The sequence below is a fragment of the Amycolatopsis solani genome, assembly GCF_033441515.1.
Classification (GTDB): domain Bacteria; phylum Actinomycetota; class Actinomycetes; order Mycobacteriales; family Pseudonocardiaceae; genus Amycolatopsis; species Amycolatopsis solani.
Genome location: NZ_JAWQJT010000002.1, coordinates 2,452,720 through 2,468,428, shown reverse-complemented (window position 1 = coordinate 2,468,428; position 15,709 = coordinate 2,452,720). Strand labels below are relative to the sequence as shown.

Below are 15,709 nucleotides of genomic sequence, written 5' to 3'. Positions count from 1 at the left end.
TTATGTCGAAAAAGAAATAAATCTGGCCTATTTTGGCTCTCGCCAGCAGAATTTACGCTCGCCGCATGACAAGATCCACGGAGGACAGCGCTGTCACCCGCGTCCCGACGCCGGGGGTGGGGTAAGTGGCGGCCCGCCTGGCCGTACGCGGCCTGACCAAGGCGTTCCGCGGCACCCAAGCTCTGCGGGACGTCGGCTTCTCCCTGCAGGCCGGCGAGGTGCTCGCGCTCATCGGCGAGAACGGCGCCGGCAAGTCCACCCTCATCCGCATCCTCTCCGGCGCGCACGCACCGGACGGCGGCGAGGTCTTCCTCGACGGCGACCCGGTCGCGATCAACGGTCCGGCCGGCGCGGAGGCGCTCGGCATCGCGACCGTCTACCAGGAACTGAGCCTGTTCCCCGAGCTCACCGTCACCGAGAACCTGCTGTTCAACAGCTATCCCGGCCGCGGCCGCATCGACTGGCGGGCGGCGCGCCGGGAGGCCGCCGCCCTGCTCGCCGAACTGGGCCTGACCGTCTCGCCCGACCAGCGGGTGCGGGAGCTCAGCGTCGCCGACAAGCAGATGATCGAGATCGCGAAGGCCCTGCGCCGCCGAGCCCGCGTGCTCATCCTCGACGAACCGACCGCCGTGCTCGGCGGCGCCGACGTCGACCGGCTGCTGGCGCTCGTGCGCGACCTGACCCGGCGCGGGGTGAGCGTCATCTTCGTCTCGCACCGCCTGGACGAGGTCTTCGGCCTCGCCGACCGGTACGTCGTGCTCAAGGACGGCGAACTGACCGGCGAGGGCGCGATCGCGGACACGACGCACGACGAGCTGGTCTCAAGGATGGTCGGCCGCGACTTCGTGCGCGGCACCCGCGAACCGGGTGCCCGGCTCGGCGAGCCGGTGCTCCAGGTCGAAGGCTTGTCCCGGCCCGGGGTGCTGTCGGACATCTCGTTCTCGGTCCGGGCCGGCGAGGTGCTCGGCATCGCCGGGCTGCGCGGCGCGGGGCGGACCGAGCTGGCCCGCGCGATCTTCGGCGCCGACCCGCACACCGGAACCGTGCGGGTGCACGGAAAGACCGTCCGGATCACCGACCCGCTGCAGGCGATCAAGGCGGGGATCGGTCTGGTGCCGGAGGAACGCAAGACGCAGGGGCTCGTCGTGGGTCAGTCCTGCGCCACCAACATCTCGCTGGTCAGCCTGCTCAAACGCGGGCGCCGCACGGTGCGGCCCGCGACCGACCACGCCGTCGCCCGGCGGCACATCGAAAAGCTCCGCATCAAGACGCCGGGCCCGCAGGCCCCGGTCGGCACGCTCTCCGGCGGCAACCAGCAGAAGGTGGTGCTCGCCAAGTGGCTCGAGGCGGGCGTGGACGTGCTGATCCTCGACGAACCCACGCGCGGCATCGACATCGGCGCCAAGCAGGAGATCTACACCCTGATCCGGGACCTGTGTGCGCAGGGCCTCGCGATCATCGTCATTTCGTCGGAACTGCCCGAGGTGCTGGCGCTCTCCGACCGGATTCTCGTGATGCACCAAGGCGAAGTCACCGCCGAACTGCCCGGCGGCACCGCCACCGAGGAGGAAATCATGTCCCACGCCGTTGGAGGGCGATAGCCGTGGCCATCGAAGCCGGCCGGATGCCGGCCCTGACGCTGAGAGTGCGGCGCAACTGGTTGCCGCTGCTCATCGCCGCTGTCGTCATCGCCGTGGTGGCGATCGCGGTACCGCTGTTCTTCCAGCCCGCCAACCTGCTCAACGTCGGCCGCCAGTCCGCGGTCGTCGGGGTGATCGCGATCGGCATGACGTTCGTGATCCTCACCGGCGGCATCGACCTGTCGGTCGGCGCGACCCTCGCCCTGACCGGGGTGACCACCGCGCTGTTCCTGAACGCCGGGATGGTCCTGCCCCTCGCGGTCGTGCTGTCGCTGCTGGTCGGCGCGGGCGTCGGGGTGCTCAACGGCCTCGGCGTCGCCCGGTTCGGCGTGCAGCCGTTCATCATGACCCTCGCGACGATGGTCGCGATGCAGGGCCTGTCGCTGCGCCTGACCAACGGCGGCCCGAAGTCGTTCGACACCGCCAGCGGGTTCTTCACCCTGATGGGCAGCGGCGACGTCCTCGGGATCCCCGGGCCGTTCGTGATCTTCCTCCTCGTCTCCGTCATCGGCGTGCTGACCCTGCGCTACCTGCCGTTCGGGCGGTTCCTCTACGCGATCGGCGGCAGCATGGAAGCGGCGCGGCTCTCCGGGGTGCGCACCGACCGGACGCTGGTGCTGGCCTACGCGCTCAGCGGCCTGTGCGCCGGGCTGGCCGGCATCATGAGCGCGGCGCGGCTCGGGGTCGGTGACCCGACCGCCGGTGGCCTGGCCAACCTGGACGCGATCACCGCGGTCGTGATCGGCGGAACCAGCCTCGCCGGCGGTATCGGCGGCGCGGTCGGCACCGTGTTCGGCGCGCTGCTGCTCGCGGTGCTGGCCAACGTGCTGAACCTGATCGGGGTCTCGCCCTTCGACCAGCAGATCGTCAAGGGCGCGGTGATCCTCGTGGCGGTGCTGCTGGCCGTGCAGGCGGTCCGGCGCCGCAAGGGCAGGCAGTCGTGAAGGCCCGGCTGGCGGCGCTGAGCCTGGCGCTGCTCGCCGCGGGCTGCACGACGGTCCCCCACGACGGGACGCCGGTGACCGACGAGCTCGGCGACCGGCTGGCCCCCAGCGTCTACTGCGAGGCCGACTGCCGGGGCGCGCTGGTCCTGCACGCCGATCCGTCCACTGTGCACTGTTCCGTCGGGGTCTCTTGGAACAGCACGGCCTTTCCCTACGGCGCGAAGACGACCCAGATCTTCCCGGACTTCGCCCGGAAGTTCCTGCCGGGCATGAAGGTGAGCGTGTCCGACGCCCAGGGCGACGCGGGAGCCCAGGTCAACCAGGTGTCCGACATGCTCGCCGGTGGCGTGCGGGTCCTGGTCATCTCGCCGCAGGACACTGCCGCCCTGCGCGGGATCGTCGCGCAGGCCACCCGATCCGGGGTCAAGGTGATCACCGCCGACCGGCAGGTGGACGGCGACGTGTCCAGCTACATCGGCTCCGACAACGTCGAAGCCGGGGTCACCGACGGCAAGGCCGTCGTCCAGGCGCTGGGCGGCCGCGGCGGGGTCGTCGAGCTGTCCGGCAGCTTGGGCGCCTCCCCCACCATCACCCGCGGCGCCGGCTTCCGGCAGGGCATTGCCGGTTCCGGCGTCCGGATCATCGCGACCCAGACGGCCAACTACAAGCGCGCCGACGGGCTCAAGGTGATGGAAGACCTGCTGCAGCGCTTCCCGCACGGGCAGATCCAGGCCGTCTACTCGCACAACGACCAGATGACCTTCGGTGCGCTGCAGGCGATCCGGGAAGCCGGTCGGCAGAACGAGATCAAGGTGTTCAGCGTGGACGGTGAGGCCGACGCGCTGGACCGGATCTCCGCGGGCTCGCTCACCGCCACGGTCGGCTATCCGCTCGTGGCCAAGGAAGCCGCGATCGCCGCCGCGAAGCTCTGCGCGGGCGAGCCGCTCGCGCCCCGGATCAAGCTCGCCTCGACCCTCATCGACCGCACCAACGTCGGCCGGTTCCTCGGCCGGCCTCCGCAGTAACAGAAAAGGAACCAACGCAGTGAAGATCTCCTACAACACCTGGGCCTACTCCAGCTTCTTCGTCTGGGTGCCCTCCTACACCCTCGACGAGACGATCAAGCGCATCGCCGGGCTCGGCTACGACGGCATCGAGATCGGCGCCGCCGCCCCGCACGCCTACCCGCCGCACCTCTCGGCCGACCGGCGTGCCCAGGTCAAGGACCTGCTCGACGAGCACGGGCTCTCGTTGTCGAGCATGCTCCCCGCGCCGTCCGGTGGTCCCGGCAACAACCCCGCTTCCCCCATCGCCGAAGAGCGCCGGGCGACCGTCGAGCACTACAAGGAGCTCGCGGAGCTGACCGCGCAGTGGGGTGGCAAGACGCTGATCTACCTGCCCGGCTGGATCATCTTCGGCACCTCGCGGCGGCAGGCGCTGAAGTGGAGCCGTGAATGCCTCACCGAGATCGCCGACTCGATCGCGCACACCGGCGTCACCCTGGTCATCGAGCCGACCTCCCACGACACGAACCTCTGCGAGAGCGCCGACGACGCGATCGAGCTGATGGAGGACGTCGACCGGGACAACGTGAAGCTCATGTTCGACACCTTCCACGTGCTGTACCGGCGTGAGGTGCTCAGCGACTACGTCTACAAGATGGGCGAGCACCTCAAGCACATCCACATCGCCGACAGCGAGCGCCTCCCGCCCGGTTCCGGCGTCGGCGACTTCCCGTCCCTTGTGGACGCCCTGCTCGACACCGGCTACGACGGCTACCTGACGATGGAGACGGGCTTCCACCGCCGGGGCATCGAGCCGGACGAGGACGCGCGCACCTCGATCGAGTACCTGCGCCCGCTGGTCGAAGCCAGGACCAAGGCCCGCATCAGTTCCTGAAGCACGGGAGAAAGACAAGATGGACCACCCACTGCTGTTCCTCAACCGCGAGGAAGCGGCCGTCCTCGACGCGCTGGTCGAGGAGATCCTGCCCGGCGAAGAGGGTTCGCCGGGGGCGAGCGAAGCTGGTGTCGTCGAGTACATCGACCGCTCGCTGGCCGGCTTCCTGCGTGACCTGCAACCGGTCTACCGGGCGGGGCTGATCGCCCTGCGCGAGCTGAGCGGGGACGTCACCTTCGCGGACCTCGACGCCGAAACGCGGCGCGAGATCGTGGCCACGCTGGCCGAAAGCCCGGACTTCGCCGGCCGGTTCTTCCGGATCGTGCGCGAGCACACCGTCCAGGGGTTCTTCGGCGACCCGGCGTACGGCGGCAACCGCGGCCTCGCCGGGTGGAAGCTCGTCGGCTTCCCGGGAGCGCAGTGGGGCTACTCGGCCGAGCAGATGCGCCCGGGCGTCGACGCCCGGGAGATCCCGCTGCTCACCATCAAGGACCTCTACGCACGGATCGGGGGTGCGCGGTGACCGAGCGCTTCGACGCGATCGTCGTCGGGATGGGCTCGTCCGGCGGCATCATCGCCGAACAGCTGACCAAGGCGGGACTGCGGGTGCTGGGCCTGGACAAGGGGCCGGACTACACCCAGGAAGACTTCCTGGTGAAGCAGGACGAGCTGCGGTACTACCAGCGCGGTGCCATCGTCGCCGGGGTCGACGTCGACCCGGTGACCTGGCGGGCCGGGGAGAACCAGACGGCGAGCGTGCTGCCGTGGTCCGCGGGCGAACTCGGTTCCGACGAGCCGCTGTACGGCCTGCCCTCGATCGGCACCGGGGGCGGCACGCTCCACTGGGGCTGCGCCGCGTACCGGTTCCGGGAAGCCGACTTCCGGATGCGCTCGGCGATCGCCGAGCGGTTCGGCAAGGAGGCGCTGCCGGAGGGCACCCTGGCGGACTGGCCGATCAGCTACGCCGATCTCGAGCCGTACTACGAGAAGGTCGAACGGGAACAGGGCATCTCGGGCCGGGCCGCGGACAACCCGTTCGGGCCGCCTCGCGAGCACGACTACCCGATGCCGCCGGTCACCCAGGGGCCGGGCGACGTGCCGTTCGTCGAGGCGGCCCGGCGTCTCGGGCTGCACCCGTTCCGGCAGCCGCTGGCGATCAACTCGACCGAGTACCGCGGCCGGCCCGCCTGCGTGAACTGCGGGTTCTGCCACGGTTATCCCTGCCACGTGGGCGCGAAGTCGACCACGCAGGTCACCTCGGTGCCGGCCGCCAAGGCGACCGGGAACCTCGACCTGCGCCCGTTGAGCCGGGTGCTGCGGATCCACCGGACCGGCGACGGTTCCCGGGTCACCGGAGTGACCTACGTGGACGCGACGGGCACCGCGCACGAGGTCCGGTCCGACCTGGTGGTGCTGACCGCCTACGCCCTGGAGAACGTGCGCCTGCTGCTGGTCTCGGGGATCAACCGCGACGGCCAGGTCGGCCGGAACTTCATGACGCACAACTTCGGCTGGTTCACCTCCGTCCTGCCCGAGCCGACGAACCCGTTCCTCGGCACGTTCAACGCCTCCAGCGCGATCGACGACTACACCTCGGAACTGGTGCCGGACAACGACCTCGGCGTGCTCTGGGGTTCGCCGATCATCAGCGTCACCGGGGACCTGCAGCCCATCGAGGCCTACCACCTGATGGACCCGAAGGTGCCGAAGTGGGGCCTGTCGCTCAAGCACTGGCTGCGCGACAACTACCTGCACCTGCACCGGATGTACTCGCAGACCACGAACTTCCCGCACCCCCGCCACTACTGCGACCTCGACCCGAACGTCAAGGACCGCTGGGGCCAGCCCGCGCTGCGGATCACGCACGACTGGGAAGCCCACGACGCCAACTCCGTCACGCTCATGGGCCGCTACAAGGAAAAGATCGCCCGCGAAATGGGTGCGAAGGACTACTGGACGGACGCCCCGCGGCCGCCGTACCACCTGTCCACCCACGACGTCGGCGTGCACCGCATGGGAGAGGACCCGGCGACCTCGGTCACGAACGTCTACGGCGAGGTGCACGAATGCCGCGGCCTGTTCGCGATCGGTGGCGGGCAGTTCGTCAGCTACGGCGGGTACAACCCGAACCAGACGATCCAGGCGCTCGCCTACCTGAGCGCCGAGCACCTGCTGGAGCGGGGGTGAGCGGCCGGTTCGACGGCAAGGTCGCCTTCGTCACCGGAGCGGGGCGTGGCCAGGGCCGGAGTCACGCCGTGCGGCTCGCCGCCGAGGGCGCGGACGTCGCGCTGCTCGACCTGGGCCGCGCCGGAACGGTGGCGAACCCGCCGTACCGCACCGCGACGATCGACGACCTCGAAGCCACCCGGGCGGAGATCGTGGCGCTCGGCCGCCGGGCCGAAGTGTTCGAAGCGGACGTTCGCGACCACGCGTCGTTGGTGCGGGCCGCGGACGAGACCGTCCGCCGGCTCGGCGGGATCGACTACGTGATCGCGAACGCGGGCATCACCGACGGCTTCCACCGCACCTGGGAACTGCCGCCGGCGCACTGGCGGACCATGATCGACATCAACCTCACCGGCGTCTTCCACACCTGCCACGCGACTGTGCCGCGGCTCATCGAGCGGGGAGCCGGGTCGGCGCTGGTGCTGATCAGCTCGGGCGTCGGCATCAAACCGGTCCCGCGGCTCGCGCACTACGTCGCGGCGAAGATGGCGTTGCGCGGGCTGAGCGCGTCGCTCGCCGCCGAACTCGGCCCGTACGGCATCCGGTGCAACACCGTGCACCCCGGCGGCATCGACACCGAGATGACCACCGCGATGGTCGAGCTGAACCAGGTGCCGCGCGAAGACCTGCTGGCGGGGTTCCGGGCCGGGCAGCTGCTGCCCGGTGACCTCGGCATCGGCGACTCGACGGCCGCCGTGCTCTGGCTGCTCTCGGCCGAGGCGCGCATGATCACCGGCTTGGAACTGACCGTCGACGCCGGCGAAAGCAAGAAATGAACCAGAAAGGGCAAGGCATGTCTTCGGAGAAGGTGCTGCGCGTCGGCATCGTCGGGCTGGAGTTCGGCGCGGAGTTCATCCCGATCTACCAGCGGCACCCCCACGCCGAGATGTACGCGATCTGCCAGCGCACCGAGTCGAAGCTGAACGAGGTCGGCGACCGCTACGGCGTCGACGTGCGCTACACCGACTACGCGCGGATGCTGGCGGATCCGAACATCGACGTCATCCACATCAACACCCCGCTGCAGCTGCACGCCGACCAGGTCGTCGCCGCGTTGGAAGCCGGCAAGCACGTCGGCTGCACCATCCCGATGGCCACGTCGGTGGACGACTGCCGCCGGATCGTCGAGGCGCAGCGGCGCACCGGGCTGACGTACATGATGATGGAGACCACGGTGTACAGCCGCGAGTTCTTCTTCCTCGAGCAGAACTACCTCGGTGGCCGGCTCGGCCGGCTCCAGTTCTTCCGTGCCTCGCACCACCAGGACATGACCGGCTGGCCGTCCTATTGGGACGGGATGCCGCCGATGTACAACGCGACCCACGCGATCAGCCCGACGCTCGCGCTCGCCGGGCACCAGGCCGAGTACGTGCAGTGCCTGGGCTCGGGCTCGGTGTTCGACCGCATGAAGGACGCCTACGGCTCGCCTTACGCGATCGAGTCGACGCACATCAAGTTCCTGGACAGCGACGTCGTCGCCGAGGTCACCCGGCACCTGTGGGCCGTCGCCCGCGAGTACCGGGAGAGCTTCGACGTCTACGGCTCGATCCGCTCCTTCGAATGGGCCCAGACCGAGGACGCCGCCCACGTGCTGTACCTCGGCGAGACGCCCGAGCGGGTCGAGGTACCCGACTTCGCGCACCGGCTGCCCGAGGAGATCCGCTCGTTCACCACGGCAGGTGTGTACACCGACGACGGCGAGACCGAGCACCGTTCGTTCGTCCAGGGCGGCGGGCACGGTGGTTCCCACCCGCACCTGGCGCACCGGCTGCTGATGTCCGTGCTCGGTGAGGCCGAGCCCTACCCGAACGCGGTGCAGGCCGCGAACATCACCTGCGCCGGCATCCTGTCCCACGAGTCCGCCCTCCGCGGCGGCGAGCGGGTGTACCTGCCGGAGTGGACGTTGTCCGACGCGAAACCGCACGTCGTCGAGCTGGCACAGGACGTCGAGCCGCCGTGGGCCGCGGCCTGACGTTGCCGCACGCCTTGATCAGCGTGTGGTGGAACTCAGGTGCGCGCGCCCACTCCTCGTTGCGCCGCACCGGCTCGCCGGGCAGGAGCATCGCCTGCCCGGCGAGCCGGTGGTGCGCGGCCGGCACTTCCGACTCCCACGTGACGCCGCCGCGCCGACAGCCGCAGCGCCGAACCCTCGTTGACCACGCGCGCCTCGGTCAGGTCGGTGAGCGCCTGCATCGACAGCGGCGTGACCCGGAACCCGCGGTTGCGCGCCCCCCAGCGGTTCCGCTGAGGTCCCTCAGGGACTGATGTGTCGCCCTCAGGGCAGCGCCGGCAGCAGCTTGTCCAAGGTGATCGGCAGGTCGCGCACCCGGACTCCGGTCGCGTGGAACACCGCGTTGGCGACCGCCGCCGCCGTGCCGACGATGCCGATCTCGCCGACTCCCTTGGCGCCCATCGGGTTCAGGTGCGGGTCGTGCTCGTCGAGCCAGTCGGCCCGCAGGTCGGCCACGTCCGCGTTGGCCGCGATGTGGTACTCCGCGAAGTCGTGGTTGACCACGTGCCCGAAGCGCGGATCGACCACGCTGGTTTCGTGCAGGGCCATCGACAGGCCCATCGTCATCCCGCCCAGCAACTGCGACCGGGCCGTGCGCGGGTTGACGATCCGCCCCGCCGCGAACGTGCCGTGCAGCCGCGCGACCCGGAGCTCTCCGGTGTCGGCGTTGACGCGCGCCTCGGCGAACTGGGCCCCGAAGGCGTACATCGCGTAGTGCTCTTCGTCGGGGTTCTCGGGGGTGTCGCCTTGGGCCTCGTCGCCGTCGTCGGGGTCCGGGCCGTACTTCGCGCGGAACGCCCGGGCCGCCTCGACCACGGCCGAACCCCACGAGGCCACTCCGGTGGACCCGCCGGCGACCGTGGCGGGCGGCAGGTCGGTGTCGCCGATCCGCACCTCGACCCGCGCCGCCGGCACGCCGAGGGCGTCGGCGGCGATCTGCGGCAGCACCGTCCACGTGCCGGTGCCGATGTCGGCCGCGCCGATCTCGACGACGTGGTGGCCGTCCTCGAACCGGACCGTCGCGGTCGACCCCGGCATCCGCTTCGCCGGGTAGACCGACGCCGCGACGCCGGTGCCGACCAGCCACGCCCCGTCGCGGCGGATCCCGGGCCGCGGATCGCGATCCGCCCAGCCGAAGTTCGCGGCGCCGGTGCGCAGGCATTCGACGAGGTTCCGGCTGGAGAACGGGTTCCCCGAGTCGGGATCCCGCTCGGGTTCGTTGCGCACGCGCAGCTCGACCGGGTCGAGGCCGAGTTCGGTGGCCAGCTCGTCCATCGCGACCTCGGGGCCGAACATGCCCGGGCACTCCCCCGGCGCCCGCATCCACGACGGCACCGGCACGTCGAGTGCGGCGAGCCGGTGCGTGGTGCTCCGGTTCGGCGCGGCGTACATCATCCGCGCGGGCATGGCGGTCTGCTCCGCGAACTCCTTGATCCGCGACGTCTGCTCGACGACGTCGAGCCGCAGCGCCTGAAGCCGCCCGTCGCGGCCGGCGCCGAGCCGCATCCGCTGGATCGTCGGCGTGCGGTACCCGGCCAGCGCGAACATCTGCTGCCGGGTCAGCGCGAGCCGCACCGGACGGCCCGGCAGCGCCCGCGCGGCCAGCGTCGCGAGCACGACGTTGGCGTGCACGGTGCCCTTGGACCCGAACCCGCCGCCGACGTACGGGCTGATCACCCGGATCCGCTCCGGCGATAGCCCGAACACCTTCGCGATCGTCTTGCGCGTGGGGTGCACGCCCTGCGTGGAGTCCCAGAGCGTCAGCGTTTCGCCGTCCCAAAGCGCCGTCGTCGTGTGCGGTTCGAGCGGGTTGTTGTGGTACATCGCCGTGGTGTACGTCTGCTCCACGGTGACCTCGGCGTCGCGCAGGGCCGCGTCCACGTCGCCTTCGGCGCTGTCGGTGGGGAACGACGGGTTGACCTTGTCCGGCTTGTACAGGTCGTCGCGGTCGGCGGAGAGCGTGACGTCGGCGGTCTCGCTGTCGTAGTCGACCTCGACCAGTTCCGCCGCGTGGCGGGCGATCTCGGAGGTCTCGGCGACGACGAGCCCGAGCACCCGGCCCCGGAACGGGATTTCGCAGCCCTGCAGCACGGCGAGCTCGGCGTCGTCGGTGTCGGCGAGCCGCTCGGCGGTGAACGGAGTCAGCACCCGCAGTACACCGTCGAGGGATTCGGCTTCGACCGTGCCGACCCGGGTGCAGCGGCCGAGCGCGATCGCCGACTGGACGAGGTGGCAGTGGACCGGCTGGTCGACGGGCACTTCGAAGGCGTACGGCGCGGTGCCGGCGACCTTCGCGGCGCCGTCGCGGCGCACGTCGTCCCGGCCGATCGCGGAGGGTTCGAGCAGTTCGGTCACCGGTCCGCCTCCTCGGTCAGATCACGCAACACCGCCGCGAGCGTCCGCCGCACGAGCGGAACCTTGAAGGCGTTCCCGCCGTCGGCGCCCTCGACCGGCCGGGCGTCGGCGAGTTCCGCGTCGGCGGCCGCCAGGAACACCTCACGCGACGGGCGTGCACCCCGCAGCACCGCTTCGGCGCGGTGGGCGCGCCAGGGCTTGTGCGCGACACCGCCGAGCGCGACCCGCACGTCTTCGAGGACGCCGTCCACAAGGGACACCCCGGCCGCGACGGAGACCAGCGCGAAGGCGTAGGACGCGCGGTCGCGGACCTTGCGGTAGGCCGAGCGGCGCGCCCAGGCCGCCGGGGGCAGGGCGATCTCCGTGATCAGGTCCCCGTGGCCCAGCACGGTGTCCCGCTCCGGGTGGTCACCCGGCAGGCGGTGCAGGTCGGTGAAGGCGACCACGCGTTCTCCGTCCGGCCCGAGGACGCGGACCTCGGCGTCCAGCACGGCCAGTGCCACCGCCATGTCCGACGGGTGGGTGGCGACGCAGTGCTCCGAGGCGCCGAGGATCGCGTGGTAGCGGGTGTAGCCGCCCAGCGCCGAGCAGCCGGATCCCGGTGCCCGCTTGTTGCACGGCGTGCTGACGTCCTGGAAGTAGACGCACCGGGTGCGCTGCAACGGATTGCCGCCGGTGGTCGCCATGTTGCGAAGCTGCCCGGACGCGCCCGACAGGAGCGCTTCGGCGAGGACGGGGTAGCGCTCCCGCACTCGCCGGTCGGCCGCCAGGTCGCTGTTGCGGACGCCCGCGCCGACGACGAGGCCGCCGCGGTCGTCTTCGCGGACGTCCGACGAGGTCAGCCTCGACACGTCGACGAGCAGGCCGGGTGCGGTGATCCCGAGCTTGAGGTGGTCGACCAGGTTGGTGCCGCCGGCCAGGTACGCCGCCGACGGGTCGGCCGCGACCGCGCTGACGGCGTCGGCCGCGGTTTCCGGCCGGTCGAGCGTGAAGGGCTTCACCGCTTGTCCCCCGCCTGCCGGATCGCCGCGACGATGCCGACGTAGGCGCCGCAGCGGCAGAGGTTGCCGCTCATCCGCTCGGCGATCTCCTCGTCCGTCCACCGCGGACTGTCCGAAACGGACGGCGTGACGTGGCTGGGCGCACCGGCGTCGAACTCGGCCAGCAGCCCGGCGGCGGAGCAGACCTGGCCGGGGGTGCAGTAGCCGCACTGGAACCCCTCGTGGTCGACGAACGCCTGCGGCAGGGGGTGCAGGCCGTCGTCCCCGGACAGGCCCGCCGCGGTCGTCACCTCGGCGCCGTCGCAGGTCAGCGCCAAGGTCAGGCACGCGAGCACGCGCCGGCCGTCGAGCAGCACCGTGCAGGCGCCGCATTGGCCGTGGTCACAGCCCTTCTTGGGGCTCGTCACCCCGAGCTGCTCGCGGAGCAGGTCCAGCAGGGTCCGCCGCGGGTCGACGTCCGGGTGGTACGCGGTGCCGTCGACCCGCAGCTCGATCGTGCGGGACCGGCCCGCGGTTCCGGTGGTCGCCATGGCGTCGCTCCTCGTCCGTGAGCTGTCCGGTTACCCGGCTGCCCCGCCGGAAAACCCGGCCGGGCCGGGTCGGCCGTCGACGGCGGGACCGGGAGGGTGACCCGGTGCGGTGACCGCCCCCTGCAGGCCGTCACCGCACGCCGGGTCACCCTCATGCAGGGAGGTCGTCGCGGCCGTGCGGCAGCCGCGCGCGACCTCCCGTTGGTCTTCCCGCGGGGAGCGCGACTGGCCGGGTGCCCGCCCCGCGGCGGCACAAACACCGCGATCCGCAGAACGTCGCCGGTGACTGTGACCTGTGAGCGACGCACGTCACGCCGGCCGGCGTCGTCGGCGGGGAACACCGCGCCGCCCGGGGCGTTGTACAGGGTGTCGGTACGGCGGAGTCCCCCGGGCCTCACCCCTTCCGCCTTCCCGGACCACCGGTTCACCCCGGAGCCGGGTCGTGCCACTCGCCGAGAGGCGACCCCCGTACCGACCTTCGACCACCGCTTCCGCTCGCAGGTCTCCCCCCAGCCTTCGCTGAGCGGAAGCGGTTCTGCTTCGCCGTCACCCGATCAGGTGTGCCGCAGAAGAGCGCCGACTCCCTCCTTCAGGTCGATCCGCTCGTCCATGACCGTCACGGACGCGCCCGAGGCGAGCGCCGCCCACGGCAGAGCTTCGTCCGCGCGCTCCTCCCGGCCGTCCTCGACCCCGAAAGCCGCCAGCCCGTCGCGGTCGAGGGCGATCTCACCGGCGTTGCGGCCGACCCGGACCTCGGCGTCGCCGGGTTCGCCGATCAGCAGCGCGTCCACGTTGGCCTCGGCCAGCGCCCCGACGACCTCGGCGAGCCCGGTCACCGCGAGCCCGTCCGCCCGGCCCGACCCGATGCGGAACCGCTCGGCCAGCTCGTCCAGCACCCGCAGCCGCTGCTCGGCCAGCACGGTCCGGATCTCCCGCTCCAGTTCCTCCTGGGAGGCCCCCGGGGCCCGGCTGCCCGCCGACAGTTCGCGGGTGACGTCCTGGACCGCCGGCGGCAGCTTGGTGTGCAACGCCCGCCGCGCCTGCTGCTCCCCGACCAGCAGCACCAGCCCGGGGTGCGTGGCCGCGACCCGCTCGGCGACCCGCTCGAGGTTCTGGTCACGGGTTTCCTCGACGTTGGCCTGCATGCCGGCGTGCGCCATCCCCCCACCACGCACCTTGTGCAGCGGCGCGTCCTCCCCCTCCACCGTCTCCGTGGCGACTTCCCGGCCGTCGCGGTCGTGGGTCACCAGGTCCGCACCCCGGTGGTCCACGGTCACCAGCAGGTACGGAATCCCCGCCGGAGCGTGCGAGAAGAACGGCAGCAGATAGGGCAGCGACGACACGCGGGCCACCTCGGCGGCCGGCGGCCCCGCGAGGCGCCGGTCCACCAGAACCTGCCCACCGGCGGCCACCACACCGCGCCCGCTCCGCCCCACCGGCGGATCACCGTCCCGGATCGCGCTCACGACCGCCTCTACGGTCGCCTCGTCCACCCCCTGTTCGCCCAGCTCCCCGGCCATGTCACGCAGCTTGACGTCGAGCTGCCGGTCCGCGTCCTCGGTGTCGTGCGAGTCCTCGAGGTACACCGACGCGAACGGGCCGTCCGCGGTCAGCACGGTCTTCACCTGATCCTGGTCCACAGCACTCTCCTCGCTCGTCGGCCTGCCACCCCCGTACCCGGCAAGCCCCCGGACAAACGGCCACGGCCGCGATCGGGTCGCCCGTCCGGGCGGCGGTCCGGTCGAGGCCGCCGGTCCACGTCGCGGGAACCTCCCTTCGCAGGGCGAGATCCGGCCGGCGCGGAACCGCAAAGCGAGCGCAAAAACGCAAAAACCCGCGGCTGCCGAGAAAACACGCGCGACCTTAACTTCGGTGGGCGAACGTCCCCTTCCCCGAGGAGCAGGAAATGCGTGCAGCGAGATTCACCGGAGCCGCGGTCGCCGTGGCCGCCGCGGTCGTCTTCACCGGCGTCACCCCGGCCCAGGCCGCCGAAGGCGTGGTGCTCGGGACCACCGACACCGGAACCGTCGCCGGCAGCTACATCGTCGTGCTGAAGGACAGCGCGAAGAACACCGACAGCGGCGACCTCGCCCGGCGCTACCGCGGCACCGTCGCCCGGGTCTACTCGCAGAACCTCGCCGGGTTCTCCGTGCGGCTGGACGAAAAGCACGCCAAGCGCCTCGCGGCCGACAACGCCGTGGCTTTCGTCGAGCAGGACAAGACCGTTCACGCGGAAGCGGTCCAGCAGAACCCGCCGTCGTGGGGCCTGGATCGCGTCGACCAGCGGAACCTGCCGCTGAACAACCAGTACTCCTACAGCACCACGGCGTCGAACGTGAACGTCTACGTGCTCGACACCGGGATCCGCGCGACCCACCAGACGTTCGGCGGGCGCGTGCACCAGGGCTACGACTTCGTCGACAACGACACGAACGCCGACGACGGCTACGGGCACGGCACGCACGTGGCCGCGACGATCGCCGGTTCGCAGTACGGAGTCGCGAAGCGCGCCCAGCTGTACCCGGTGCGGGTCCTCGGCTCCGACGGCAGCGGCACGGTTTCCGGGGTGATCGCCGGCGTCAACTGGATCACCTCCAACGCGAAGAAGCCCGCCGTGGCCAACGCCAGCCTGGGCGGCGGGGTGTCGACCGCGCTCGACGCGGCGGTCCGGAACTCGATCAGCTCGGGCGTCACGTGGGCCGTCGCCGCGGGCAACGCCAACGCCAACGCTTCGACCTCCTCGCCCGCCCGCGTCGCCGAAGCGATCACGGTCGCTGCCGCGGACAAGACCGACACCCGCGCGTCCTTCTCCAACTACGGCGCCGGTGTCGACCTGTTCGCCCCCGGTGTCGGCATCACCTCGGCGTGGAACACCAACGACACCGCCACCTACACCGGCAACGGCACGTCGTTCGCGTCGCCGCACGTCGCCGGCGCGGCGGCGATCTACCTCGCCACGCACCCGACCGCCACCGCCGCCCAGGTCGGCCAAGCGCTGGTCGCGGCGTCGACGCCGAACCTGGTGAGGAACCCGGGCAGCGGGACCCCGAACCGGACCCTCTACATCGCACCCTGACGCCGCACCGGAAAGGAGAGCGGGGCC

At 71.4% G+C, this 15,709-nt stretch carries 13 protein-coding genes and 1 pseudogene; 10 read left to right on the top strand and 4 right to left on the bottom strand.

Annotated elements, in window-relative coordinates:
* Positions 1-125 precede the first annotated feature (125 nt).
* From SD460_RS47035 to SD460_RS31880, 9 genes and pseudogenes are all read left to right on the top strand, one after another.
* Positions 126-569: pseudogene (locus SD460_RS47035) on the top strand (ATP-binding cassette domain-containing protein); the annotation flags it as partial.
* Positions 564-1,601 carry a sugar ABC transporter ATP-binding protein gene (locus SD460_RS31915; RefSeq protein ID WP_438860856.1) on the top strand — a complete coding sequence of 346 codons (1,038 nt, stop codon included), beginning with the start codon at positions 564-566 and terminating at the stop codon, positions 1,599-1,601. The pseudogene SD460_RS47035 and the gene SD460_RS31915, both read left to right, overlap by 6 nt.
* Before the next feature lie 2 nt (positions 1,602-1,603).
* On the top strand, positions 1,604-2,584 hold the full coding sequence (locus SD460_RS31910; protein WP_290052131.1) for an ABC transporter permease: 981 nt from the start codon (positions 1,604-1,606) through the stop codon (positions 2,582-2,584).
* Positions 2,581-3,609, top strand: a complete 1,029-nt coding sequence (locus SD460_RS31905; protein ID WP_290052132.1) for a substrate-binding domain-containing protein — start codon at positions 2,581-2,583, stop codon at positions 3,607-3,609. The genes SD460_RS31910 and SD460_RS31905 overlap by 4 nt, the downstream gene beginning before the upstream one ends.
* A gap of 19 nt (positions 3,610-3,628) precedes the next feature.
* Positions 3,629-4,483, top strand: coding sequence for a sugar phosphate isomerase/epimerase family protein (locus SD460_RS31900; protein ID WP_290052134.1), 855 nt, complete (start codon positions 3,629-3,631; stop codon positions 4,481-4,483).
* 19 nt (positions 4,484-4,502) lie between these two features.
* Positions 4,503-5,006, top strand: coding sequence for a gluconate 2-dehydrogenase subunit 3 family protein (locus SD460_RS31895; RefSeq protein ID WP_290052137.1), 504 nt, complete (start codon positions 4,503-4,505; stop codon positions 5,004-5,006).
* Positions 5,003-6,670, top strand: coding sequence for a GMC family oxidoreductase (locus SD460_RS31890; protein ID WP_290052139.1), 1,668 nt, complete (start codon positions 5,003-5,005; stop codon positions 6,668-6,670). The genes SD460_RS31895 and SD460_RS31890 overlap by 4 nt, the downstream gene beginning before the upstream one ends.
* Positions 6,667-7,485 carry an SDR family oxidoreductase gene (locus tag SD460_RS31885; protein WP_290052140.1) on the top strand — a complete coding sequence of 273 codons (819 nt, stop codon included), beginning with the start codon at positions 6,667-6,669 and terminating at the stop codon, positions 7,483-7,485. The genes SD460_RS31890 and SD460_RS31885 overlap by 4 nt, the downstream gene beginning before the upstream one ends.
* Positions 7,486-7,502: 17 nt before the next feature.
* Entirely contained in the window at positions 7,503-8,681 is a 1,179-nt protein-coding gene (locus SD460_RS31880) for a Gfo/Idh/MocA family protein (protein WP_290052142.1), read from the top strand.
* 303 nt (positions 8,682-8,984) lie between these two features.
* On the opposite strand, the gene SD460_RS31875 is transcribed toward SD460_RS31880, so the two are convergent.
* The 4 genes from SD460_RS31875 to SD460_RS31860 all read right to left on the bottom strand — a co-directional run bounded on the left by SD460_RS31875 (position 8,985) and on the right by SD460_RS31860 (position 14,246).
* Positions 8,985-11,075 carry a xanthine dehydrogenase family protein molybdopterin-binding subunit gene (locus SD460_RS31875; protein ID WP_318307153.1) on the bottom strand — a complete coding sequence of 697 codons (2,091 nt, stop codon included), beginning with the start codon at positions 11,073-11,075 and terminating at the stop codon, positions 8,985-8,987.
* A complete protein-coding gene (locus SD460_RS31870; RefSeq protein WP_318307152.1) occupies positions 11,072-12,076 on the bottom strand; it encodes an FAD binding domain-containing protein in 1,005 nt (334 codons plus the stop codon). The genes SD460_RS31875 and SD460_RS31870 overlap by 4 nt, the downstream gene beginning before the upstream one ends.
* Complete coding sequence (locus SD460_RS31865) at positions 12,073-12,606, bottom strand: (2Fe-2S)-binding protein (protein WP_290052146.1); 534 nt, start codon at positions 12,604-12,606, stop codon at positions 12,073-12,075. The genes SD460_RS31870 and SD460_RS31865 overlap by 4 nt, the downstream gene beginning before the upstream one ends.
* A 554-nt stretch (positions 12,607-13,160) precedes the next feature.
* Positions 13,161-14,246, bottom strand: coding sequence for an Rv2629 family ribosome hibernation factor (locus tag SD460_RS31860; protein WP_290052148.1), 1,086 nt, complete (start codon positions 14,244-14,246; stop codon positions 13,161-13,163).
* A 266-nt stretch (positions 14,247-14,512) separates the two neighbouring features.
* Here SD460_RS31860 and SD460_RS31855 point away from each other — a divergent pair, with 266 nt between their 5' ends.
* Positions 14,513-15,682: a S8 family peptidase gene (locus SD460_RS31855; RefSeq protein WP_318307151.1), complete on the top strand. Its 1,170-nt coding sequence runs from the start codon at positions 14,513-14,515 to the stop codon at positions 15,680-15,682.
* Positions 15,683-15,709: the final 27 nt, after the last annotated feature.

Bases quoted from the DNA above. Each gene is read 5' to 3' on its own strand.
- SD460_RS31915 (WP_438860856.1), top strand. From the start codon at position 564: ATGATCGAGATCGCGAAGGCCCTGCGCCGCCGAGCCCGCGTGCTCATC.
- SD460_RS31895 (WP_290052137.1), top strand. From the start codon at position 4,503: ATGGACCACCCACTGCTGTTCCTCAACCGCGAGGAAGCGGCCGTCCTC.
- SD460_RS31880 (WP_290052142.1), top strand. From the start codon at position 7,503: ATGTCTTCGGAGAAGGTGCTGCGCGTCGGCATCGTCGGGCTGGAGTTC.
- SD460_RS31865 (WP_290052146.1), bottom strand. From the start codon at position 12,606: ATGGCGACCACCGGAACCGCGGGCCGGTCCCGCACGATCGAGCTGCGG.
- SD460_RS31855 (WP_318307151.1), top strand. From the start codon at position 14,513: ATGCGTGCAGCGAGATTCACCGGAGCCGCGGTCGCCGTGGCCGCCGCG.